Origin of the sequence: Phytohabitans rumicis (genome assembly GCF_011764445.1) — a bacterium.
Taxonomy (GTDB): Bacteria; Actinomycetota; Actinomycetes; order Mycobacteriales; family Micromonosporaceae; genus Phytohabitans; species Phytohabitans rumicis.
In genome coordinates, this window is record NZ_BLPG01000001.1 from 8399706 (window position 1) to 8421450 (window position 21745).

Below are 21745 nucleotides of genomic sequence, written 5' to 3' on the forward strand. Positions count from 1 at the left end.
GGGGCAAAGTACCTCGCTAAGTGGGCCGCTGGCTCACAATGCAAGACGGCGTTTCGATCTGTAGATCGCTGGAGGGGCTGTGCGGGCGATGGTGCAGACCGGGTTCGGGGGTCCGGAGGTCGTGCGCCTCCGCCATGTCCCGGACCCGGCGCCCGGCCCGGCGGAGCTGGTCGTCGAGGTCGGCGCGTGCGCCCTCAACCGCCTCGACGTGCTGCAGCGCCGCGGCCCCGCGGTGCTCCCCGGCTTCCGGCTGCCGCACATCGCCGGCACCGACGTCGCCGGCACGGTCGTCGCCACCGGCCCGCGCGTCAGCGGGTACGCCGTCGGCGACCGGGTCGTGCTCGACCCCACGATCGGCTGCGGGACCTGCGCCCGGTGCCAGGCCGGCGACGCCGGCTTCTGCCCGGCCCTGCGGGTCGTCGGCGGCAACATCCCCGGCGGCTTCGCGGAGTACGTCGCCGCGCCGGCCCGCCTCGCGTACCGGCTGCCGGCCCACGTGAGCCTCGACGAGGCGGCCGCCCTGCCGACCGCGTGGAGCACGGCGTACCGGGCCACGCACGGCGTCGGCCAGGTCCGGTCCGGCGAGACCGTGGTCGTCCAGGCGGCGGCCAGCGCGGTCAGCATCGCCGCGATCCAGCTCGCCAAGCGCGCCGGCGCGGCGGTGGTCGCGGTCGCCAGCACCGGCGCGAAGCTCGCCGTCGCCGCCGACCTGGGCGCCGACCTGCTGCTGCGCAACGACGACGACGTACCGGCCGCGGTGCGGGACCACACCGGCGGCCGGGGCGCCGACCTGGTGCTCGACCACGTCGGCGCGGCCACCTGGTCCAACTCCGTCGCCAGCCTCGCGATCGGCGGCCGGCTCGTGGTCTTCGGCAACACCAGCGGCGACCAGGTCGAGTTCTCGCTCGCCGACGTCTACCACCGCGGGCTGCGGCTGCTCGGCGCCGGCGCGTACGGCGCGGAGGACTTCACCGCGGTGCTCGACGCGTACTGCGCCGGCGGGCTGCGGGCACTGCGGGCCGGCGCGTACGGCCTGGCCGAGCTGCCCGCCGCGTTCGCCCACCAGGAGTCCCGCGACACCATCGGCAAGGTCCTGGTGCTGCCGTGAGCGCGATATTGATCGTCGGGGGCGACGTCGTCACGATGAACGGCCGCCGCGAGGTGGTCACGGACGCCGCCATCGCCGTCGTGGGCGGTCGGGTCGCCGCCATCGGTACGCCCGCGGCGGTGCGCTCCCGCTTCCCGGGTACGCCCGAGCTGGACGCCCGCGGGTGCGTGGTCATCCCCGGCCTGGTCAACGCCCACCAGCACACCACCGCCGACCCGCTCGTGCGCAGCGCGATCCCGGACGACATCGGCGCCCAGGAGGCCATCTTCGACTGGGCCGTGCCGCTGCACGCGGCCGTCACCGGCGACGACGACGAGCTGTCCGCCACGCTGACCGCGGTCGAGTCGCTGACCCGCGGCGTCACCACCCTGCTGGAGCCCGGCACGGTCGCGCACCCGCTGCGGGTCGCCGCCGGGCTGCGCGCCGCCGGCATCCGCGCCAGGGTCGGGCGGTGGGGCTGGGACGTGGACGGCCAGCCGTACGCCCTGCCGGCCGCCGAGGCGCTCGCCGCCCAGGAGGAGACGGTCCGGGCCATCGGCACCGACGGGCCGGTCACCGGGTGGGTCACGCTCGTCGGGCACGACCTGGCCAGCGACGCGCTCTTCGCCGGCGCCGCCGCCCTCGCGCAGCGGCTCGGCACCGGGGTCACCTGGCACCTGTCGCCCGGCCCCGAGGACGCCGTCGCGTACGCCAAGCGGGCCGGCACCCGGCCGGTGCTGCACCTGCGCGACCTCGGCGTGCTCGGGCCGCGGCTGCTGCTCGGGCACGCCGTCCACCTCGACGACGCCGAGGTCGACGTGCTCCTGGAGTCGGGTACGGCGGTGGCGTCCTGCCCGGCGGCGTACCTGCGGCTGGGGCAGGGCTACACCCGGGCCGGGCGGCACGCCGAGCTGGTCCGCCGGGGCGGGCGGGTCGCGCTGGGCTGCGACTCGCACAACGCTTCCGACGTACCCGATGTGCTGCGTGCCGCGTGGCTGCTGGCCGCCCTGGAGAAGGACCGCGGCGGGCCGTGGGCGCTGCGGGCGGACGAGGCGTTCGCGCTCGCGACGATCGACGGCGCCCGCGCCGCCGGGCTCGGCGACCTGGTCGGGTCGATCGAGGTCGGCAAGGCCGCGGACCTCGTCGTGCTGGACACCCGCGACCCCGCGTGGACGCCGCGCGGCGACCTGGCCACCCACCTCGTCTGGGGCGCGCCCAGCCACACCGTCCGCGACGTCCTGGTCGAAGGCGCCGTGGTGGTCCGCGACCGGCGGGTGACCACGGTGGACGTCGAGGCGTTGGGCCGGGAGGCCGCCGAGCGGTCCGCGGCGCTGCTGCGGCGCACCGGCATCGACGTCCCGCATCGATGGCCGCGGGTGCCGGCCGTCCATCTTGGAGGGCAGCAATGAAGACCATCGACCTGGCGGGGCGCACGCCCGCACAGAAGCAGGGCCTGCTGTCGCAGCTGGTCGTGCCCCGCCCGATCGCCATGATCACCACGCTCGACGCCGACGGGGCGCCGAACGTGGCGCCGTTCAGCTACTACATGCCGGTCTGCGGTGAGCCGCCGCTCGTGGCGGTCACCGTGGGCACGGTCCGGGAGGCGACGGACGAGCCGAAGGACACCTGGGTCAACCTGCGGGAGTCCGGCGAGTTCGTCATCAACGTGACGACGACGGCTCTCGCCGAGCACATCGAGGTGGTGGCGAGGGAGTACCCGGCCGGCGTCAACGAGGCCGAGGTGGCGGGGTGGCGGACCATCCCGTCGCAGGTGGTGCGGCCGCCGTCGCTGGCCGACAGCCCGGCGCACATGGAGTGCCGGGTCCGGGAGGTGATCGACCGCGGCGACCCCGCATCGTGCTTCTCCGGCGTGCACATCGTCCTCGCCGAGGTCGTGTGCGTCACGGTCGACGAGTCCATTCTGGAGGGTCCGAACCACGTGGACCCGACCAAGGTGCACGCCGTGGGAAGGATGGGCTTTCCCTGGTTCATCACCGCGTCGTCGCACTCGTTGTTCAGCCAGGAGCGCATCGCGTACGCCGACCTGGCCCCCAACCCATCGCAACTGAGAGGACTGTCCTCGTGAGATTTTTTGGAAGGGTGACGACAGCGGTGATCGCTGGCGTCTCGGCGTGCTCGCTTGTCGCCTGCCAGAGCAACGACGCCACCGCGCCGTCCACCCCGGCGACGACCGGGGCCAGCGCCGCCGCCGACGGCGGCACGATCCCGGCCGGCGAGCCGGACGTGAACGGCGACGGCAAGGTCGTCATCGGCGTGCTCAGCCCGGGTGACATCAACGACAAGGGGTACTACCAGAGCTTCGTCGACTCGGCCGAGGCGTTCGCCACGTCCAAGGGCTGGACCGTGATCAAGCGGGGCAGCGTGCCGGTCGCCGACGCGCTCAACGCGGCCCGCGCGCTCTGCCAGCAGAAGGTGGACCTGGTCGCACTCGGCGCCAGCGAGCTCAAGGACGCCATCCCGGCGTCCGAGGAGCCGGTGTGCGAGAAGACCGCCTGGTACGTGCCGTCCTCGGACAACGTGCCGCAGACCCCCAAGATCGTGCTGTCCTCGGACGAGCCGCGGCAGAGCATGCTCGCCGCCGGGTACGCCGCCGGCCTGCTCATGCAGGAGCGCGGCGACACCAAGGCCGGGTTCGTCACCGGCCCCGAGGCGGACTTCTCGGTGCTGGCGGCCAAGGCGTTCAAGGCCGGCATCAAGTCGGTCGTCCCGAACGCCGAGCTGATCACCACGTACACGGGTGACTTCAACGACTCGGCGAAGGCCAAGGAGGCCGTGCAGGCGCAGATCAGCCAGGGCGTCAAGCTCGTCTACCCGTACCTGGGCGGGGCGACCGACGCGGCGACCGAGCTCGCCAACACCGGCAAGCTGATCACGCTCACCCCCGGTACCGACCGGTGCGCGTCCACCAAGCCGACGTTCGACATCTCGGTGCTCTTCAGCCCCGGCGACTACTTCAACGCGGCGCTGCAGCAGTTCGCCGAGGGGAAGCTGGCGATGGGGGTCAAGCGGGTGTGGCAGCTTGGCGTCGACCCGTACCCGACGGTCAAAATCTGCAAGGGCACGGCGGAGCAGACGCAGAAGCTGGAGACGTTCATGAACGACATCGGCAGCAAGAAGATCGACGTGACGGCGGAAGTGGACAGGCTCGGTTCCTGACGATGCTGCGATTGGCCGGCATTAGCAAGCGGTACGGCCCGGTCGTCGCGTGCGACGCCGTGGATCTCGCCGTGCACCAGGGCGAGATCCACGGCCTCCTCGGGGAGAACGGGGCCGGCAAGTCCACCCTGATGAAGATCCTGCTCGGGCTGGTGCAGCGGGACGCCGGGACGATCCTGCGCGGCGACGAGCCGGTCGAGATCGGCAGCCCGCAGGACGCCGTCGCCCTCGGGATCGGCATGGTGCACCAGCACTTCAGCCTCATCGACCCGCTCACCGTCTGGGAGAACGTGGTTTTGGGTGACAAGGGGCGGGTGGATCGTTCGTTGGCGTGTGCTCAGGTCGAGGAGGTGGCCGAGCGGTACGGCCTGCCGGTCGACCCGACCGCCCGGGTGGACCGGCTGTCGGCGGGGGAGCGGCAGCGCGTCGAGCTGATCAAGTGCCTGCGCCGCGACCCGTCCGTGCTGATCCTGGACGAGCCGACGTCGGTGCTCACCCAGGCCGAGTCGGCGGAGCTCTTCACCGTGCTGCGCCGCGTGGTGCGTACGGAGAACCGCGCGGTGATCCTGATCAGCCACAAGCTGGCCGAGGTCACCGCCGCCACCGACCGGGTGACCGTGCTGCGCCGCGGCCGCGTCGTGTACGAGAGCCGGACCGCCGACACGACCGCGCAGGAGCTGGCCAAGCAGATGGTCGGCCGGGACGTCTCGCTCAAGGCCGAAGCCGCCGCGCTGGGGCTGCTGCCGGTGGCGGTCTCGCCCGCCGAGGTCACCTCGGACGGGGTGGCGCTGCGGCTGCGTGACCTCACCGTCAGGTACGGCGGGGTCACCGTCCTGGACCGGCTCAGCCTCGACGTCGGCGCGGGCGAGATCGTCGGCCTGTACGGCGTGGAGGGCAACGGCCAGGCCACCCTCGGCGACCTGCTCTCCGGGCTGGTCGTGCCGGACGCGGGGACGGTGGAGGTGGGCGGCGCGCCGGTCGACCTGACCGGGGCGGGCGCGCTGCACAAGGCCGGGCTCGGCGTCGTCCCGGAGGACCGGCACCGCTCGGGCGTCGTCCTGGACATGAGCGTCGCGGAGAACCTGGCGCTCAAGGAGGACCTCGGCTTCTTCGTCAGCCGGCGGCGGATGCGCGCCGCCGCCCAGCGCCGGGCCGAGGAGTTCAACATCGTCGCGCCGTCCATGGACGCGCCGGTGCGCAGCCTGTCCGGCGGCAACCAGCAGCGCGTCGTGCTGGCCCGGGAGCTGTCCGCCAACCCGTCGGTGCTGGTGGCCGCGCAGCCGACGCACGGGCTCGACGTCGGCGCGATCGAGGACATGTACGTCCGGCTGCGCAAGGTGGCCGGCAGCGGCGTGGCCGTACTCCTGATCTCGACTGAACTGGAGGAGGTCATGGCCCTGGCGTCCCGGATCGCGGTGATCTCGTCCGGCCGGATCGTCGGCGTCCTCGCGGTGGGCGAGGCGACGGCGGAGAAGCTGGGAATGCTGGTGGGTGGTGTCGCGGCGTGAGCGCGCAGCGCGAATGTTCCGCGGTTCTTGGCGGGAGGGCCGAATGATCGCTCGCTTGACCACCGTCGTCGGCTGGCGGGTCGCCGCCGCCACCGCGGCCGGCGTGGTCGTGGCGCTGGCGCTGTCGGCGCTGCTGATCGCGGCCACCGGCGGCTCGCCGTCCGGCGCGCTGGAGGCCCTCTACCGGGGCAGCGTCGCCGACCAGACCGCCTGGACCTCGACCCTGCTGTTCACCGCGCCGCTGCTGCTCGTCGCCGTCGGCGCCTGCGTCAGCGCCCGCTCCGGCTACTTCAACATCGGCCAGGAGGGCCAGGTGCTGATCGGCGCGCTCGCCGGCGCCTGGGTCGCCCTGCGGCTGGCCGTCGCCGGGCCGATCCTGCTGATCCTCACGCTCGCGTTCGCCGCGCTGGCCGCCGGCGCCTGGGCCGGGCTCAGCGCCCTGATGCACCGGCTGCGCGGCGTGAACGTCGTGGTCAGCACCCTGCTCATGACGTTCCTGGCGCAGCAGCTGGTCGCGTTCGCGGTCAACCAGTCGTGGTTCCTGCAGGAGTCCCGGGTCGGCGACGCGGTCGCCTCCCCGCAGTCCAACCAGGTCCCGGTGGGCGCCCGGCTGACCTCGTTCGGCGAGTACCCGAACCTCCAGCTCAACCTGGGACTCTTCATCGCGATCGCGGCCGCCGTGCTGATCGCGGTGGCGATGGCGCGCACCCGGTGGGGGTTCCGGCTCACCATGCTCGGGCTCAACCCGGTCACGGCCAAGCACGCCGGCGTACGCGTCGCCGCCCTCGGCGGGCTGGCCCTGGCCATCTCCGGGGCGTTCGCCGGGCTGGCCGGGGCGGTCCTGCTGACCAGCCCGGTCGGCACCAACCGGCTGCAGCCCGGCATGTCCATCAACATCGGCTGGGACGGCCTGCTGGTCGCCCTGGTCGCCCGCAACCGGCCGCTGCTGGCCATGCCGGTCGCGCTGTTCTTCGGCGTACTGCGCTCCGGCGGCGGCTTCCTCGCCGCGACCGGCGTGCCGTCGTTCCTGGTCGACGTCGTCAAGTCGCTGCTCGTGCTCGCGTTCGTGGCGCCGCCCGTGGTGGTGTCCCTGTGGCGCCGCCGGTCCGTCCCCGAGGGGGTTCCCGCGTGATCAGCGACGTCGAGACCATCCTCTCCAGCGGGGTACGCCTCACCGCGCCGCTCGCGTTCGCCGCCTGCGGGGAGTACCTGGCCGAGCGGGCCGGCACCCTCAACATCTCCGTCGAGGCGATGATGCTGGGCGCCGCGTTCGGGTCGATCGCCACCGCGAGCGCCACCGGCAGCGCCACCACCGGGCTGCTCGCGGGCGTGCTGATCGGCGTCGTGATCGGCTGGATCCACGGCAACCTGTCGCACCGCGCCGAGATCAACACGTTCGTCGTCGGTCTGGTGCTTAACGCCCTGGCGCTCGGCCTCACCAGCTACCTGATCACGACGAGCACGTTCGAGGGCCACCAGGTCTGGCAGGTGAGCATCCCGGTGCTGCGGGACATCCCGCTGATCGGCCAGCCCTTCTTCGTCGAGCGCTGGCCGGTGTACCTGCTGCTCGTGCTCATCCCGCTCACCTGGTGGCTGGTCGAGCGCAGCCGCTGGGGCCTGGAGCTACGCGCCGTCGGCGAGAACCCGCAGGCCGCCGACGTCACCGGCATCCGGGTCAACAAGCGCCGCCGCCAGGCCCTGCTGTGGTGCGGCGCGCTGGCCGGGCTCGGCGGGGCGTACCTGGCCGTGGGGGAGGTCGGCTCGTTCAACCAGAACATGACCGCCGGCCGCGGCTACATCGTGATCGCGGCGGTCATCTTCGGCGCCTGGCGGCTCGGCCGCACGCTCCTCGGCTGCCTGGTCTTCGGCCTGGCCGACGCGATGCGGCTCGCCCTGCCCGCGCTGGGCATCACGCTGAACTCCCAGCTCCTGGTAGCGGCGCCATACCTGCTGGCCCTACTGGCGATGCTCGTCTTCTCGACCCAACACCGCGAGCCCCGCGCGCTGGGCCAACCCTTCGAACGCCGCTCCACCTAACCCCCACTCCGCCATCCCCGCCTAGCCCGCCTGCCCGTCGATCAAGGATTTTGCCGTCGATCAAGGGCATATGGTCGCGCTTTGATCTCCGATCCACGACCATTTGCCCTTGATCGACGGGGTTTTCCTTGATCGGCGCGCGCGTTCACGCGCCCGTGGCGCGCGGCCTACTCACGGTGCGGGCGCCGGGCAAAGGGGGTCAGCGGGTGAAGGGGCGGACGTGGCCGGCGTCGGCGGGGTTTACCAGGGTGCCGGGTGGGACCAGGGCGTCGAGGCGGTCCAGGACGTCCGCCGGGAGGACCACCTCGCCGGCGCCCAGTTGGCTGTGCAGCTGGGTGAGGGTGCGGGGGCCGATGATGGCGGACGTGACCGCGCCGTGGGCCAGGACGAAGCCGAGCGCCAGGTCGATCATGGACAGGCCGGCGTCGGCGGCGATCGCGGCCACCTCCTCGACCAGCGCCAGCTTGCGGGCTCGCACCGCCTCGGCGCGGAAGTCGAAGTGCTCCGCGTTCCGGCTGGCACGCGAGTCCGAAGCCGGTGCGCCGCCGGCCCGGTACTTGCCGGTGAGCCAGCCGCCGTTGAGCGGGCTCCAGGCCAGTACGCCCAGGCCGTACCGGGCGCAGGTGGGCAGGGCGGCGGCCTCGGCGTGCCGGGCGAACAGCGAGTACGGGAGCTGCTCGACGGTGAAGCGTTCCCGCTGCCGGCGTTCGGCCACCCACTGCGCCTCGACGATCTCGTCGGCCGGGAAGTTGGAGGTGCCGATGTACCGGACCTTGCCCTGGCGTACGAGGTCGGTCAGCGCGCCCAGGGTCTCGTCGATGTCGGTGCGCGGGTCGGGGCGGTGCACCTGGTAGACGTCGATCCAGTCGGTGCCCAGCCGGCGCAGGCTGTCTTCGACGGCGGTGACGATCCAGCGCCGCGAGTTGCCCCGCCGGTTGCGGTCCACGTCGGGGAGCGCCTCGTGGAACTTCGTCGCCAGGATCACGTCGTCCCGCCGCCCGGCGAGCGCCCGCCCGAGGATCTCCTCGGACTGGCCGGCGGCGTACACGTCGGCGGTGTCGATCACGTTGATGCCGGCGTCCAGCGCGTCATGGACGATCTTGTGGCACTCGGCCTCGTCGGTGTTGCCCCACGCGCCGAACATCATCGTGCCGAGGCACAGCGAGCTCACCTCGACCCCGGTACGCCCAAGCGTTCGATACTGCATCGCGCAACGATGTCACGGGAAGTGGCACCTTGGCTTTGTGTCCCCAGCACATGGTCGGGCGGGCGACAGCCGCATAGCCTGGGACAATGACGTCCTCATCCGGATCAACCCTGCCCCAGGCTCGCTGGACCCATGTGGCGCTGCCGGTGGGCGACCTGGACAAGTCGATCGAGTTCTACACCTCCCTGACGCCGCTCGTCGTGGTCGACCGCTTCGAGGACGCGGACGGGGAGAGCGCCTGGCTGTCGAACGACAAGCAGGTGGAGACGCCGTTCGTGCTGGTGCTCGTCGGCTTCAACAAGGACAAGGGCGGGCAGCACGGGGTGCTCAAGCCGTTCGCGCACATCGGCGTGGAGGTGCCCAACCGCTCCGACGTGGACGAGCTCGCCGCCAAGGCCCGGGAGTTGGGCGTGCTGCACTGGGAGCCGCAGTACGTCAACGAGCAGGTCGGCTACGTCTGCGCGCTGCGCGACCCGGACGGCAACGTCATCGAGATCTCCCACGACCAGAAGGTCTTCGAGACCGTCCGCAAGCTGTGGGGGAGCGGGTCCTGACGGGGACGCGCGAGGCCGTCCTGCGCTATCTCGACGCGCTCAACGCGCACGACGCGGACGCGGTCGCCGCGTGCGTGACCGAGGACTTCGTCAACGAGCACACCTCGACGCTCGGCCGGAACGTCACCGGCCGGGCGGCGTACCGGGCCGCCCTGACCGGGTTCCTGGCCGACTTCGCCGACCTGCGGTACGAGGTCGAGGACCTGCTGGTGGACGGCGAGCGCGCCGCGCTGGCGTACACGATGAGGTGCCGGCTGCGGGGCAGGCCGCTGCGGATCCGCGGCGTGTTCCGGTTCCGCGTCGAGGCGGGGCTGATCGCCCACCGGATCGACTACTGGGACAGCGGCCAGGTCACTCGTCAAGTGGGGTGAGCGACCCGAGGTGGCGGGACAGCGCCTCGGTGCTCTCCCGCAGGGCGACCGCCATGGGCGAGTCGACCTCGCAGGGGACGTTCACCGTCGTACCCACGATGGCCATCGTCGCGACGATGACGCCGCCCTCGAAGACGGGCGCCGCGATGGTGCGGACGCCGTTGAGCGCCGGCGAGTTGACCGACAATCCCTGGGCACGGATCGCGGCCAGCTCCTCGCGCAGCTCCGGCGACTGGCGCAGCAACTTCGGCAGGCCGGGCACCTCGTCGGGCGGCAGGTACGCGCAGAACACCCGGCCCTGCGCCGACGTGGTGAGGTCGAGCCGGGAACCGGCCCGCACGCTGATCCGGATCACGTGGTCGGTGTTGTCCGCCGAGCGGACCACCGTCGCGGTCTCGCCGTCCCAGACGCTCAGCACGACGGTCTCGTCGACCGTCCGGACCAGCTTTTCCAGGTACGGCTCGGCCACCGTCACGATCGGCAGTCCGGCGCGCGCCGAGGCGGCCAGCGTCAGCACCTGCGGGCCGAGCGAGTACAGCGCGGTGCGCTCGTCGTACCGCAGGAGATTGGCCGCGCGCAGCGCCTTGGTGTAGCGGTGCGCGGTCGCCTTGCTGGCCCCGAGCCGGTTGGTGATCTCGCGCAGGCTCAGATGCGGCTGGCTCACCGTGAACGCGCTCAGGATGAGGGCGGCGCGCTGGACGGTCTGGATGGTAGGCGCGGCATCGGCGCCCTCTCGGTCCTCCCCCAGCATGGCGAGCATTATTACACGCGGTTACGGGCCGGCGGGTGCCCGCGGAAGGTGCGCCGGTACGCCGTCGGCGCCACCCCGATCGCCGCCTGGAACTGCTGGCGCAGCGCCGCCGCCGTACCGAAGCCGGCCTGCCGCGCCACCTGGTCGACGCCCAGGTCGGTGGTCTCCAGCAGCAGCCGCGCCCGGTCGGTGCGGTGTTGCAGCAGCCAGCGCGCCGGGCTGGCGCCGGTCTCCTCCCGGAACCGCCGGGTGAACGTCCGCACGCTCATCCGGGCGTGCGCCGCCATCGCGCCCAGGGTCAGCGGCTCGCCGAGGCGGTGCAGCGCCCACTCCCGGGTCGGTGCGGTGCCGGTCGTACCCGAGGCCGGCACCGGATGCTCGGTGTACTGCGCCTGCCCGCCCTCCCGCCACGGCGGCACGACGCAGCGGCGGGCGGCCCGGTTGGCCACCGCGCTGCCGTGGTCGCGCCGCACGATGTGCAGGCACAGGTCGATGCCGGCGGCCACCCCGGCCGAGGTCAGCACGTCGCCGTCGTCGATGAAGAGCACGTCGGGGTCGAGCTTGACCCGCGGGAACAGCGCCCGGAACCGTTCCGCGTGCGCCCAGTGCGTCGTCGCCGGCCGGTCGTCCAGCAGGCCGGCCGCGGCCAGCACGAACGCGCCGGTGCAGATCGACACGACCCGGGCGCCGCGCTCGTGCGCGGCCACGAGGGCCGCGGCCACCGCCGGATCGAGGACGCCGTCGGTCAGTGGCGGTCCAGAGTGGATTCCGGGTACGACAACGGTGTCCGCCTCTTCGGTGAGCTCCAACCCGTGGTCGGGCAGGACCGTGAACCGGGCCGCGCTGCGTACCGGCCCACCGGTGGGCGTGCAGGTGTCCACCGCGTACCGCCGGACGTTGGACCCGTCCCGCGCGGCACCGAAGACCTGCGCCGGCGTGCCCAGATCCAGCCCGACAACCCCGTCAAGGGCCAGCACAGCCACCTGGTGACGCTTCATGGCCTGATTATTGCGCATGTTGGCTTGCGGGCCACTCGCCACGGCGTACCCCTTGATCCACACTCGGACGGTGACCCGCCGTCTCCACCCCGCCTGGCTCGTCGCCGTCGTGGCCTTTGTCGCGCTCGTCGGGGCGGCCGGCTTCCGCGCCACCCCGTCGGTGCTGCTGCATCCGCTGCACGCGGAGTTCCGGTGGCCGCTGGCCACCATCTCCGCCGCGGTGTCGGTCAACCTCATCCTGTACGGCCTCACGGCGCCCTTCGCGGCGGCGCTGATGGAACGGTTCGGCATGCGGCGGGTGGTGTCCGGCGCGCTGCTGCTGGTCGCCGCGGGCAGCGGGCTGACCGTCTTCATGAACGCGAGCTGGCAGCTCATCCTGTGCTGGGGCGTGCTGGTCGGGCTGGGCACCGGCTCGATGGCGCTGGCGTTCGTGGCGACCGTGACCGGGCGCTGGTTCGTGCGCCGGCGCGGGCTGGTGACCGGCGTGCTCACCGCCGGCGGGGCGGCCGGGCAACTGGTCTTCCTGCCGCTGCTGGCGACCGTCGTGCAGGCCAGCGGGTGGCGCACGGCCGCGCTCATCGTGGCCGGGTCGGCGCTGGCCGTCGTACCCCTGGTGGTGTGGCGCCTGCGCGATCACCCGGCGGACCTGGGGGTGACCGCGTACGGCGCGGTCGCCGAGAGCGCGGCGCCGGCGCCCCCGTCCGGAGCCGCGCGGCGGGCCGTGGGCGCCCTGCGGACGGCCGCCCGGACTCGGGCGTTCTGGCTGCTGGCCGGCGGCTTCGCGATCTGCGGTGCGACCACGAACGGCCTGGTTGGCACGCACTTCATCCCGGCCGCCCACGACCACGGCATGGCGGAGACCACCGCCGCCGGCCTGCTCGCGCTGGTGGGGCTCTTCGACATCGCCGGCACGATCGCGTCCGGCTGGCTCACCGACCGGGTGGACAGCCGGCTGCTGCTCGGCGCGTACTACGCGCTGCGCGGCGGCTCGCTGCTGGTGCTGCCGAGCCTGTTCGCCGACAGCGCGGGGCCGAGCATGCTGGTGTTCATCGTCTTCTACGGGCTTGACTGGGTGGCCACCGTGCCGCCGACGGTCGCCCTGTGCCGGGAGTACTTCGGCGAGAGTGGGCCGATCGTGTTCGGCTGGGTGTTCGCGGCGCACCAGTTCGGCGCGGCGGTGGCGGCGACCGGCGCCGGCCTGGTGCGCGACCAGCTCGGCACCTACGCCCTGGCCTGGTACGTCGCCGGCGCCCTGTCGGTCGGCGCCGCCGTCCTGTCCCTCCTGCTACGCCGCGGCGGCGCCCCCGCCCCATCCCGATCCCCGTGCCCGCCCCCGCGGTCGCCTGGCGCCTCCGCTAGCCCCCGCGCCCGCCGGCCCTCACCCCGCGCCCCCACCCGCGCTCCCCGCGCGCGATCAAGGGCATTGCCGCCGATCAAGGGCAAACGGTCGTGCTTCGATCTCCAATCCACGACCTTTTGCCCTTGATCGGCGCCGTTTTCCTTGATCGCCGCGCTTAGGCCCGCCGCGCGTCGCGGGCCTAAGCGCCGCCCGTCGCGCGCCGCCCGTGGCCTATGGCGTGTTGATCAGGGACTGGCTCTCTCGGCGCGCTGAAACACGCCAGAGGGACTCCCTGATCAACCGGGAGGGGCCGGCGGGACCGGGGGGTGACGGGGTGTATCAGGACTGCGGGGTGGGGGGGCTCTGGTGGGTGAAGGGGGCTCAGCGCGCTGGACTCGTCGGCGCAGATCATCGCCTGGGCGGTGCTTTTCGGGTACGCGCAGCAGGTCTTCACCCGGCTGGTCGACCAGCAGGCGCAGACCGTCCTGAACCGGGTGGGCGGCGCGAAGAGCGAACCATTGAATCCTACTTAGTCGATAGAGTATCGTCCTTCTATGGGCGAGGCAGGGTATGACGGGCGGCGCCTGGAGCAGTGGCTGGCGGGTGAGGCGCGCGCCGACGGCTTCTCCCGGCGGGACGTCATGCGGCTGTCGGCGAGCCTGGGACTCGCCGCGCTGCCCGGCCTCGGGCTGACTGAGCAGTCGGTCACGGCCGACGGGCCGATCCTCAAGCCGTTGCCGCCGGAGCTCTTCCAGGTGTTCGGCACCAACGCGGAGACCCGCTGGGAGGCCCTGCGCGACGTGGGCTACCTCGTCCCGGTCGACCGCTTCTTCGTCCGCAACCACACGCTGACCCCGCGCGTCGACGCGGACACCTGGCGGCTGCGGCTGTACGGCACCGGGCTGCGCGGGGCGCCGACGCTGGACAGCCCGGTCGAGTTCACCTACCGGCAGCTGCGCGACCTGCCGGCCGAGACGCTGACCGCGTACGTGGAGTGCGCGGGCAACGGGCGCAGCTTCTTCGCGGGCCAGCAACAGCAGTCCGTCTCGGGTACGGCGTGGAAGCTCGGCGCGGTGGGCGTGGCCCGCTGGCGCGGCGTACGTCTGTCCACTGTGCTCAAACGCGCCGGGCTGACCCGGTCGGCCGTCGACGTGCAGCCGGTCGGGCTCGACCCGGACTTCGTCAGCGGCGGCGTCAACCTGGGCCCGGTGCGCCGGCCGTTGCCCGTCGGCAAGGCGCTCGACGACGTGCTGCTGGCGTACGAGATGAACGGCGAGCCGCTCCCGCCCGACCACGGGTTTCCGGTGCGGCTGGTGGTGCCGTCCTGGATCGGCATCGCGTCCATCAAGTGGGTCGGGCGGATCGAGGTGTCGGACACGCCGCTCTTCTCGCCGTGGAACACGCAGTTCTACCGGCTCTTCGGGGCGACCTACCCGCCGGAGGGCGAGCTGGTCGGCCGGCAGACGGTCAAGAGCGCCTTCGAGCTGGCTTGGGGCGCGCAGCTCAGCGCCGGGCACAAGCACGTGCTGACCGGCCGGTCGTGGTCCGGCAACGGCCGGGTGCGCGCGGTCGAGGTGAGCACCGACGGCGGCGCCACCTGGCGGCCGGCCCGCCCGACCGGGCTCGGGCTGGCCCGGGCGTGGCAGCGCTGGGAGTTCGCGTGGCGGCCGCCGGCGCCCGGGGCGTACACGCTGCGGGCGCGCGCGAGCGACGTCACCGGCGCCACCCAGCCGGACGTGGTGCCGCACAACTCTTTCGGATACCTCTTCGGTGGCGTCGTTCGGCATCCGGTGACAGTCGTCTGACGTACAGTGCCTGCATGGCTCAGGCGTACCGCCGTTGGGCGTGGGTGCTCGTCCTCGTCGTCGGCGTGGTGCTCTACGTGCTCGTGCTCCGCACCATGGTGGACACCAAGAACCCCAACTTCGTGCCGGCCACGATCCTGCTGGGCGCGACGGTGATGCCGGCGACGTTCCTGACGTTCGCGCAGGGCCGGTCCGGCCGCTGGCAGGTCCCGGCCTCCATCATCGCCGTCGCGGCGCTCTTCGGCGGCGTCATCGGCGTCGTCGTGGCCGGGCAGTTGGAGTACGACGCGCTGCGCGACCTCGGCGCCCTGCCGATGGTCGGCGTCGCCGTCATCGAGGAGTGCGCGAAGCTGCTGGTGCCCATCGCGATCCTCGCGGTGCTCTGGCGCCGCCGCCGCGATCCGAGCGACGGCCTCGTCATCGGGGTGGCCAGCGGCATGGGCTTCGCCGCGCTGGAGACGATGGGCTACGCGTTCACCGCCCTGCTCGCCTCGAACGGCAACATCGGCGCGGTGGAGGAGACCCTCTTCGTGCGCGGCCTGCTCGCGCCGGCCGGCCACACCGCCTGGACCGGCCTGACCGCCGGTGCGCTGTGGGCGTTCGCCGCGCGTCCGACCGCCCGCCGCGCCCTCATTTTCCTGGGTACGCTGGCCGGCGCGATCGTGCTGCACGCGCTGTGGGACAGCCTCGGTGGCCTGCTGGCGTACCTGGTGCTGGGCCTGATCAGCGTCGGCTGGCTGCTGCTGGAGATGCGCCGCTACCGGACGTTCGCGCCGGTCAGCCAGGCTCGACCGCTAGCTGCTCCGGCCGCGCCTGCCGGATAGGCGTCAGGGTCCCGCTGACCGCGATCAGCACGCAGGCGCTGCCGGCGAACAGGCAGACGGCCGGCACGCCGTACCGGGCCACGGAGGCGGTCAGCATCGCCGCCCCGACCGGGGCGAGCGTCGAGTGGATGGTCCAGTACGCCGACGTGACCCGGCCGAGCAGGTGGTCGGGGGTCACCTCCTGGCGCAGCGACATCGTGCAGATCCCGGCCACGCCGATGCCGAAGATGACGGTGGTCGCGAGCGCCGCCACCATCGGGACGCTGCGGGACATGCCGACCCCCACGATCGCGAGCCCGCACAGGGCGTACGAGCCGATCCAGCAGGCGCCGAAGCCCAGCCCGCGACGGGCCGGCGCGACGACCAGCGCGGCGAGGATGGTGCCGCTGGCGGCCGCCGCGAGCACGTAGCCGACGGTGCCGTCGGGTTGGTTGAGCTCGTGGCCGAGGTAGTAGATGAGGATGTCGGTCAGCCCCAGCGTCAGGAACGTCAGGAACGACAGCAGCACGGTCAGCGAGCGCAGGACGGGGTGCCGCCACAGAAACCGCACGCCGGCCACGAAGTCGCCCCGGGTGACGCCGCGCGCGTTGGCCCGCTCGCGCTCCAGCCCGCCGAGCTTCACGAAGCACAGGCCCACGGCCGAGGCGGCGAACGTCCCGGCGTCGATCGCGATGGCGGCGGTCGGGCCGTACAGGCCGGACAGCACGCCGGCGAGCATCGGGCCGAAGATGCTGGCCATGGCGTACGTGGCGGACAGCCGGGCGTTCGCCTCGGTGAGGCGGTCGGGGTCGACCAGGCCGGGCACCACGGTGACGTAGGTGACCCGGAAGAGCATCGCGAACGCGGCGCCGAGCGGCACGACGGCGTACAGCAGCCAGATCCGTGGGGCGAAGAGCCACATCAGCGGGATGGTCGCGTAGAGCAGGGCCCGCGAGACGTCGCACGCGATCAGCAGGGTACGCCGGTCGATCCGGTCGGCGAGCAGGCCGGCGAAGACGCCCGAGACGATCGACGCGGCGGCCGCCAGCGCGGTGAGCTGGCCCATCTGGGTGACCGAGCCGGTGGCGCGCAGCACGAGCAGCGGCATCGCGACGTACGAGAACGAGTCACCGGCGACGGAGAGAGCCTGTACCGCCCAGAAGAGCGTGAAGTTGCGATCTCGCCACAGCGACCCGGTGGGCATTCCGTATTGGATCACTGACAGGGAGTGGTGGGGAATGGTCAGCGGTATTGATCTCCGTTAACATCCTCACATGGTGCATACGCGAGTACTTCTCATGTTTGGGCGCAGGTGGTGGGCGTACCCACTGACTGTCGTCCTGGCGCTGGCTGCGCTGGCCGCGGCCGTGCGTCCGGCGGACGCCGCCGCCGTTCCGGACATCAGCGTGGTCCAGGGCCGGTACGGCTGGGTGCTGCGCGACGGCGACGGGCGCGAGGTGACCCTGCGCGGGTTCAACGTCTCGGGCAGCACCAAGCTCACCGAGACTGGGCTGCTGCCGTTCCACAGCACGGCCGACGCGGCGAAGTCCGCGCAGGCGATGCGCGACCTCACCGGCGCGAACGCGATCCGGTTCCTGATCAGCTGGGAGGGCGTGCAGCCGGCGCGGGACCGGATCGATACCGCCTACCTGGCGCGGGCGGTGGCGCAGATCCGGGAGTTCACCAACCGGGGCATCTACGTGCTGCTCGACTACCACCAGGACCTGTACTCGGCGCACCTGTTCGACGAGGACAGCTGGTACGACGGCGACGGCGCGCCGAAGTGGGTGATCGACGCGGGCGACTACCCGGACGAGTTCTGCGGGATCTGCTTCCTGTGGGGGCAGAACATGCAGACCAACGCGGCCGTCCGCGAGGCGCAGTACGACTTCTGGCGCAACCACGCGGGCGTGCAGGACGCGTTCCTGAGCCAGGCCGGTACGACGATGGCGTACCTGAAGCAGGCGCTGCCCTCGGCGTCGTTCGCGCGGATCATGGGCTTCGACCCGTGGAACGAGCCCTTCGACGGGGGCCTTTCCGGCGGCACCGGCGTGCAGTGGGAGCAGACCTACCTGGTCCCGTTCTACCAGCGCTTCCGGTCCACGATGGACGCCAACGGCTGGTCCGCGAAGCCCGCCTTCGTCGAGCCGCTCGTCTTCTGGAACACCGTCTACGCCGAGCAGGGCGGCATGGCCGGCCTGCCCGCGTTCGGCGCCCGGTACGTCTTCAACAGCCACTACTACGACGGCCCGCGGTTGACGCTCGACCTGAGCCCGGCCTCGGACGGCGTCTACGCCGGCCCGATGAACCGCATCCGTGACCGCGCGCTGGCGCTGGGCACCGCGCCGTTCGTGTCCGAGTTCGGCAACGCGATGACCAACGACCGGACACCGTGGATGATCCGCGGCATGTACCAGGGCATGGACGCGGGTGTGGCCGGCAAGTCCTGGTGGACCAGCCCGGCCAGCGGCGGCACGGTGCTGTCCAACACGATGTGGCACTGGGACATCTACAGTGGACGGCACGCCTCCGGCGAGTCGGGCGACGCCTGGAACGACGAGGACCACTCGGCGGTGACGGTCAACTCGGCCGGTGCCGTGGTGCCGCGGCTGGACATCCGGGTGCTGGACCGGCTCTTCCCGTCCGCGGTGGGCGGGCAGACGCTGGCGTTCGCGTACGAGGACCTGGCCCGCTCCGGGTACGGCGGCGCCGGCACCCAACAGGCGTGGCTGATCGCGCCGTCCTCCATGCCCGCGGTGTCCAGCCTGGTCAGCGGCCGCCAGTACGGCGTGTTGGTCTGGCGCGGCACGTCGGCCGCGCTGCACCTGCCCGCGTCGTTCACCCCCTCGACGGCCGTGGTGGTCAGCGACGTCCCGTCCAGCGCCGTCGGCATCGCCCTGGAGGAAGGCTCCACGGTGGCCCGCCAGCTCGTCATCTCGGCCCCCACCAACGGCGTCCACGTGGCCCTGGTGGTCAACCCCGGCGTGCCGGTCTCCGCGTCCGCGCTGGCCTCCGCGCGCACCGAACTCCTCGCCTGGCGCACGACGCACTTCGGGTCCTAGCCCTCGGCGAGTATTGTCCCACGTCATGAGACTGGGGAGGGTTTTGACGTTCGTCGTTGTCCTTCTTGCTTTGGGTGGGTTCACTACCCCACCCAAAGCAAGATGGGAGCTGAGTGAGAGTGGGGTGACGGCGCGGCTGCGCGGGCTGTCCGTGGTCAGCCACCGGGTGGCGTGGGCCAGCGGGAGCGCGGGCACCGTGCTGCGCACCGTCGACGGCGGGCGCAGCTGGGCCCAGGTCGGCCCGCCGGGCACCGCCGACCTTCAATTCCGCGACATCGAGGCGTTCAGCGCCGACCGGGCGGTGATCCTGTCCATCGGCGAGGGCGAGCAGTCCCGGATCTACGCCACGGCCGACGGCGGGCGCACCTGGACCGAGACGTTCCGCAACGACGAGCCGCGGGCGTTCTACGACTGCCTGGCGTTCTTCGACCACCGCCGGGGACTGGCCCTGTCCGACCCGGTCGACGGGCACTTCCGGATCGCGTCCACGGTGGACGGCGGCCGCTCGTGGCGGGTGCTGCCCCCGGACGGGATGCCGCCCGCGCTGGCCGGCGAGTTCGCGTTCGCGGCGAGCGGCACCTGCCTGGTGACCGCCGACCGTGGCGGCCCGTTCGCCTGGTTCGCCACCGGCGGCGGGGCGGCCGCGCGGGTGTTCCGCTCCGCGACGTACGGGCGTACTTGGACGGTCACCGACACACCCGTCCCCAGTGGGCCGACCGCCGGCATCTACTCGCTGGCCTTCCGCGACCCGGGGCAGGGCATCGCGGTCGGCGGTGACTTCGCGGCGCCCACCGTCGCACCGGACGCCGCGGCGCTCAGTCGCGACGCGGGCCGCACCTGGCGTACCGCGGCCACCGTGCCGGGGGAGTACCGGTCCGGGTCGGCGTGGGTCCCGCGTACGGCCAGGACGGCGCTCGCGGTCGGCCCGACCGGCAGCGACGTCAGCGACGACGGCGGGCGTACGTGGCGCCGCTTCGACACCGGCAGCTTCGACGCGGTCGACTGCGCGGCGGACGGCACCTGCTGGGCCTCCGGCGAGCAGGGCCGATTGGCGCGCCTATCTCGGTAACTGTCCGATGTATGGTGATATGTCGGGGTGAAGCGCGCCCTCGTGGTCCTCGCCGCCGCAGTCGTCGGGCTGGCGCCCGTGCCGGTGCACGGTGCGGCGCCGGCCCGGCCGAACATCCTGCTGCTGGTGCTGGACGACGCCCGCACCGGCAGCACCGAGGTCATGACGAAGACCGAGGACTGGCTGCGTGGCGGCGGCGCCTACTTCCCGAACGCGGTCGCCACCACGCCGAGCTGCTGCCCGAGCCGGGCGTCCCTGCTCAGCGGCCGGTTCACCCACAACCACGGGGTGACCCAGCAGGACGCGGTCGGGCGGTACGACCACGACCGCACGCTCCAGCACGACCTCAAGGCCGCCGGGTACGGCACGGCGGCCGTCGGCAAGCTCTTCAACAACTGGCGGCTCAGCGAGCGGCCACCGCACTTCGACCGCTGGGCGCTGACCGGCGGCGGGTACGAGAACGCCCGCTTCGTCGTCGACGGCCGCAGCCGGCGGGCGCCGTACTCGACCACGTTCATCGGCGACCAGGTCAACCGGTACGTCGACGGGTTCGAGGCGGACGACGCCCGGCCGTGGTTCGTCTACGCGGGCTTCACCGCGCCGCACTCGCCGTACACGCCGCAGCCCAAGTACGCCGAGCGCGAGTTCCCCTGGTCCGGCAACCCGGCCGCCCGGGAGACCGACCGCCGCGACAAGCCGACCTGGGTACGCAAGTACCGGGTCACCGAGGCGGAGGGGCGGGCGACCCGGACCGCGCAACTGCGTACGTTGCTGTCGGTCGACGACGCGGTCGAGTCGGTGCGCCAGCACCTGGCGGCGCGGGGCGAACTGGACAACACCCTGGTCGTGCTGGTCTCCGACAACGGCAAGTTCTGGGCGAGCACGGGCTGCCCAGCAAGTTCGCGCCGTACGTCCCGTCGGTCGCCGTGCCGATCTACCTGTGGTGGCCGGGCCACGTGCCGGCCACGACCGACGGGCGGCTGGCGGCCCTGGTCGACGTCACGCCCACCCTGCTCGCGGCCATCGGGCTGGCGCCGAGCTACCAGGTGGACGGCCGCGGCCTGCTCGGGGCGGACCGCCGCGACCGGGTGCTGCTGGAGTACTGGCAGGACCGCGCGAACGGCAGCATCCCCACCTGGGCGTCCACGTACGCCCCGGGGCGCTGGCAGTACACCGAGTACTACGACGGCGGCGGCCGGCGGGTCGACCGGGAGTACTACGACCTCACGGCCGACCCGTGGCAACTGTCCAATGTGCTCGGCGACGGCGAACCGGCCAACGACCCGGACCTGGCGCCGCTCGCCGACGCCCTCGCCGCCCAGCGCCGCTGCACCGGTACCGCTTGCTCCTAGGGCCGGTCTCAGCCCAGGAAGCTGACCGGCTCCGGCTCGTTGCCGGGGCGCCACTTGATGCCGCAGCCGAGGCTCGGCACATGCGGCTCGGGCACCGCCTCGCCGGCCAGCGCGCTGTCGATGGCGGCGCGCAGCAGGTCGCCGGTCACCGGCACGTCGTTCTTGGGGCGGGCCTCGTCGAACGCGCCGCGGTAGACCAGCCGGCGCTGCGCGTCGTACAGGAAGAAGTCGGGGGTGCAGGCCGCGGCGTACGCCTTGGCCACCTCCTGCGAGGCGTCCACCAGGTACGGGAACGTGAAGCCGGCGCGCTCGATCTGCGCCGCCAGCCCCGGCACGTCGTCGTCCGGGTAGTTGACCGTGTCGTTGCTGCTGATGGCAACGGTGGCCAGGCCCTTGCCGGCGTACTCGGCGGTCAGCGCGCCGAGCACCGACTCGACGTGCCGGACGTACGGGCAGTGGTTGCTGAGGAAGACGACCAGCAGCGCGGGGGCCGACACGTCGGCGAGCTTCACCTCCGGGCCGGCGACCGAGGGGAGCACGAAGTCTGGCGCGGGCGTGCCGAGCGGCACGAGAAACGAGGAAACGGCCATGCGGCCAGCCTATCCGGCGGTACGGCTGTCGGCTT

The 21745-nt window shown here is 72.6% G+C and carries 20 protein-coding genes; 15 read left to right on the forward strand and 5 right to left on the reverse strand.

What is annotated here, in order from left to right; genetic code table 11:
• Positions 1 to 88: 88 nt before the first annotated feature.
• Genes Prum_RS38000 through Prum_RS38030 form a run of 7 tightly spaced genes read left to right on the forward strand, consistent with a single transcriptional unit; the run spans position 89 to position 7809 of the window.
• Positions 89 to 1108, forward strand: a complete 1020-nt coding sequence (locus tag Prum_RS38000) for a zinc-binding dehydrogenase (RefSeq protein ID WP_246278686.1) — start codon at positions 89 to 91, stop codon at positions 1106 to 1108.
• Positions 1105 to 2496, forward strand: coding sequence for an amidohydrolase family protein (locus tag Prum_RS38005; RefSeq protein WP_218577567.1), 1392 nt, complete (start codon positions 1105 to 1107; stop codon positions 2494 to 2496). Before Prum_RS38000 ends, Prum_RS38005 begins: the two co-directional genes overlap by 4 nt.
• Positions 2493 to 3173: a flavin reductase family protein gene (locus tag Prum_RS38010; RefSeq protein ID WP_173081534.1), complete on the forward strand. Its 681-nt coding sequence runs from the start codon at positions 2493 to 2495 to the stop codon at positions 3171 to 3173. The genes Prum_RS38005 and Prum_RS38010 overlap by 4 nt, the downstream gene beginning before the upstream one ends.
• A gap of 26 nt (positions 3174 to 3199) precedes the next feature.
• Positions 3200 to 4264 carry a BMP family ABC transporter substrate-binding protein gene (locus Prum_RS38015; RefSeq protein ID WP_246278365.1) on the forward strand — a complete coding sequence of 355 codons (1065 nt, stop codon included), beginning with the start codon at positions 3200 to 3202 and terminating at the stop codon, positions 4262 to 4264.
• 2 nt (positions 4265 to 4266) lie between these two features.
• On the forward strand, positions 4267 to 5772 hold the full coding sequence (locus Prum_RS38020; protein WP_173081544.1) for an ABC transporter ATP-binding protein: 1506 nt from the start codon (positions 4267 to 4269) through the stop codon (positions 5770 to 5772).
• A 43-nt stretch (positions 5773 to 5815) separates the two neighbouring features.
• On the forward strand, positions 5816 to 6904 hold the full coding sequence (locus Prum_RS38025; RefSeq protein ID WP_173081546.1) for an ABC transporter permease: 1089 nt from the start codon (positions 5816 to 5818) through the stop codon (positions 6902 to 6904).
• Positions 6901 to 7809: an ABC transporter permease gene (locus tag Prum_RS38030; protein WP_173081548.1), complete on the forward strand. Its 909-nt coding sequence runs from the start codon at positions 6901 to 6903 to the stop codon at positions 7807 to 7809. The genes Prum_RS38025 and Prum_RS38030 overlap by 4 nt, the downstream gene beginning before the upstream one ends.
• Positions 7810 to 8008: 199 nt before the next feature.
• Here Prum_RS38030 and Prum_RS38035 read toward each other — a convergent pair whose 3' ends face one another.
• Positions 8009 to 9016 carry an aldo/keto reductase gene (locus tag Prum_RS38035; RefSeq protein WP_173081550.1) on the reverse strand — a complete coding sequence of 336 codons (1008 nt, stop codon included), beginning with the start codon at positions 9014 to 9016 and terminating at the stop codon, positions 8009 to 8011.
• 86 nt (positions 9017 to 9102) lie between these two features.
• Between Prum_RS38035 and Prum_RS38040 the strand changes: the two genes are divergently transcribed.
• Together Prum_RS38040 and Prum_RS38045 are read left to right on the forward strand one after the other, a co-directional pair.
• On the forward strand, positions 9103 to 9570 hold the full coding sequence (locus Prum_RS38040; protein WP_173081552.1) for a VOC family protein: 468 nt from the start codon (positions 9103 to 9105) through the stop codon (positions 9568 to 9570).
• The gene (locus Prum_RS38045) at positions 9552 to 9941 is read left to right on the forward strand and encodes a nuclear transport factor 2 family protein (RefSeq protein ID WP_246278366.1); all 390 of its coding nucleotides are present in this window, start codon (positions 9552 to 9554) and stop codon (positions 9939 to 9941) included. The genes Prum_RS38040 and Prum_RS38045 overlap by 19 nt, the downstream gene beginning before the upstream one ends.
• On the opposite strand, the gene Prum_RS38050 is transcribed toward Prum_RS38045, so the two are convergent.
• Positions 9922 to 10692 carry an IclR family transcriptional regulator gene (locus Prum_RS38050; RefSeq protein ID WP_173081554.1) on the reverse strand — a complete coding sequence of 257 codons (771 nt, stop codon included), beginning with the start codon at positions 10690 to 10692 and terminating at the stop codon, positions 9922 to 9924. The two genes, Prum_RS38045 and Prum_RS38050, sit on opposite strands and share 20 nt — an antisense overlap.
• 11 nt (positions 10693 to 10703) lie before the next feature.
• The gene (locus Prum_RS38055; protein WP_173081556.1) at positions 10704 to 11708 is read right to left on the reverse strand and encodes a GlxA family transcriptional regulator; all 1005 of its coding nucleotides are present in this window, start codon (positions 11706 to 11708) and stop codon (positions 10704 to 10706) included.
• On the opposite strand from Prum_RS38055, the gene Prum_RS38060 reads away from it, so the two are divergent.
• The 3 genes from Prum_RS38060 to Prum_RS38070 all read left to right on the forward strand — a co-directional run bounded on the left by Prum_RS38060 (position 11707) and on the right by Prum_RS38070 (position 15658).
• Positions 11707 to 13176 (forward strand): MFS transporter, encoded by a 1470-nt coding sequence (locus Prum_RS38060; RefSeq protein WP_173081558.1) that lies wholly within the window; start codon positions 11707 to 11709, stop codon positions 13174 to 13176. The genes Prum_RS38055 and Prum_RS38060 overlap by 2 nt on opposite strands.
• A gap of 407 nt (positions 13177 to 13583) precedes the next feature.
• Positions 13584 to 14834, forward strand: a complete 1251-nt coding sequence (locus Prum_RS38065; RefSeq protein ID WP_173081560.1) for a sulfite oxidase — start codon at positions 13584 to 13586, stop codon at positions 14832 to 14834.
• Positions 14835 to 14848: 14 nt separating this feature from the next.
• A complete protein-coding gene (locus Prum_RS38070) occupies positions 14849 to 15658 on the forward strand; it encodes a PrsW family intramembrane metalloprotease (protein ID WP_173081562.1) in 810 nt (269 codons plus the stop codon).
• On the opposite strand, the gene Prum_RS38075 is transcribed toward Prum_RS38070, so the two are convergent.
• A complete protein-coding gene (locus Prum_RS38075; RefSeq protein WP_246278367.1) occupies positions 15612 to 16856 on the reverse strand; it encodes an MFS transporter in 1245 nt (414 codons plus the stop codon). The genes Prum_RS38070 and Prum_RS38075 overlap by 47 nt on opposite strands.
• A 55-nt stretch (positions 16857 to 16911) precedes the next feature.
• Between Prum_RS38075 and Prum_RS38080 the strand changes: the two genes are divergently transcribed.
• From Prum_RS38080 to Prum_RS38090, 3 genes are all read left to right on the forward strand, one after another.
• Positions 16912 to 18699, forward strand: coding sequence for a cellulase family glycosylhydrolase (locus Prum_RS38080; RefSeq protein ID WP_246278368.1), 1788 nt, complete (start codon positions 16912 to 16914; stop codon positions 18697 to 18699).
• Positions 18700 to 18823: 124 nt separating this feature from the next.
• On the forward strand, positions 18824 to 19768 hold the full coding sequence (locus Prum_RS38085) for a WD40/YVTN/BNR-like repeat-containing protein (RefSeq protein WP_246278369.1): 945 nt from the start codon (positions 18824 to 18826) through the stop codon (positions 19766 to 19768).
• A 27-nt stretch (positions 19769 to 19795) separates the two neighbouring features.
• Positions 19796 to 21145: a sulfatase-like hydrolase/transferase gene (locus Prum_RS38090; protein WP_173081566.1), complete on the forward strand. Its 1350-nt coding sequence runs from the start codon at positions 19796 to 19798 to the stop codon at positions 21143 to 21145.
• On the opposite strand, the gene Prum_RS38095 is transcribed toward Prum_RS38090, so the two are convergent.
• Complete coding sequence (locus tag Prum_RS38095; RefSeq protein ID WP_173081568.1) at positions 21129 to 21710, reverse strand: thioredoxin family protein; 582 nt, start codon at positions 21708 to 21710, stop codon at positions 21129 to 21131. The genes Prum_RS38090 and Prum_RS38095 overlap by 17 nt on opposite strands.
• Between the last annotated feature and the right edge of the window lie 35 nt (positions 21711 to 21745).

What these genes read in the sequence shown, in the direction of transcription:
- Prum_RS38000 (WP_246278686.1), top strand. Translation starts at nt 89, where the DNA reads ATGGTGCAGACCGGGTTCGGGGGTCCGGAGGTCGTGCGCCTCCGCCAT.
- Prum_RS38010 (WP_173081534.1), top strand. Translation starts at nt 2,493, where the DNA reads ATGAAGACCATCGACCTGGCGGGGCGCACGCCCGCACAGAAGCAGGGC.
- Prum_RS38020 (WP_173081544.1), top strand. Translation starts at nt 4,267, where the DNA reads ATGCTGCGATTGGCCGGCATTAGCAAGCGGTACGGCCCGGTCGTCGCG.
- Prum_RS38025 (WP_173081546.1), top strand. Translation starts at nt 5,816, where the DNA reads ATGATCGCTCGCTTGACCACCGTCGTCGGCTGGCGGGTCGCCGCCGCC.
- Prum_RS38035 (WP_173081550.1), bottom strand. Translation starts at nt 9,016, where the DNA reads ATGCAGTATCGAACGCTTGGGCGTACCGGGGTCGAGGTGAGCTCGCTG.
- Prum_RS38040 (WP_173081552.1), top strand. Translation starts at nt 9,103, where the DNA reads ATGACGTCCTCATCCGGATCAACCCTGCCCCAGGCTCGCTGGACCCAT.
- Prum_RS38050 (WP_173081554.1), bottom strand. Translation starts at nt 10,692, where the DNA reads ATGCTGGGGGAGGACCGAGAGGGCGCCGATGCCGCGCCTACCATCCAG.
- Prum_RS38060 (WP_173081558.1), top strand. Translation starts at nt 11,707, where the DNA reads ATGTTGGCTTGCGGGCCACTCGCCACGGCGTACCCCTTGATCCACACT.
- Prum_RS38055 (WP_173081556.1), bottom strand. Translation starts at nt 11,708, where the DNA reads ATGCGCAATAATCAGGCCATGAAGCGTCACCAGGTGGCTGTGCTGGCC.
- Prum_RS38065 (WP_173081560.1), top strand. Translation starts at nt 13,584, where the DNA reads ATGGGCGAGGCAGGGTATGACGGGCGGCGCCTGGAGCAGTGGCTGGCG.
- Prum_RS38070 (WP_173081562.1), top strand. Translation starts at nt 14,849, where the DNA reads ATGGCTCAGGCGTACCGCCGTTGGGCGTGGGTGCTCGTCCTCGTCGTC.
- Prum_RS38080 (WP_246278368.1), top strand. Translation starts at nt 16,912, where the DNA reads ATGGTGCATACGCGAGTACTTCTCATGTTTGGGCGCAGGTGGTGGGCG.
- Prum_RS38095 (WP_173081568.1), bottom strand. Translation starts at nt 21,710, where the DNA reads ATGGCCGTTTCCTCGTTTCTCGTGCCGCTCGGCACGCCCGCGCCAGAC.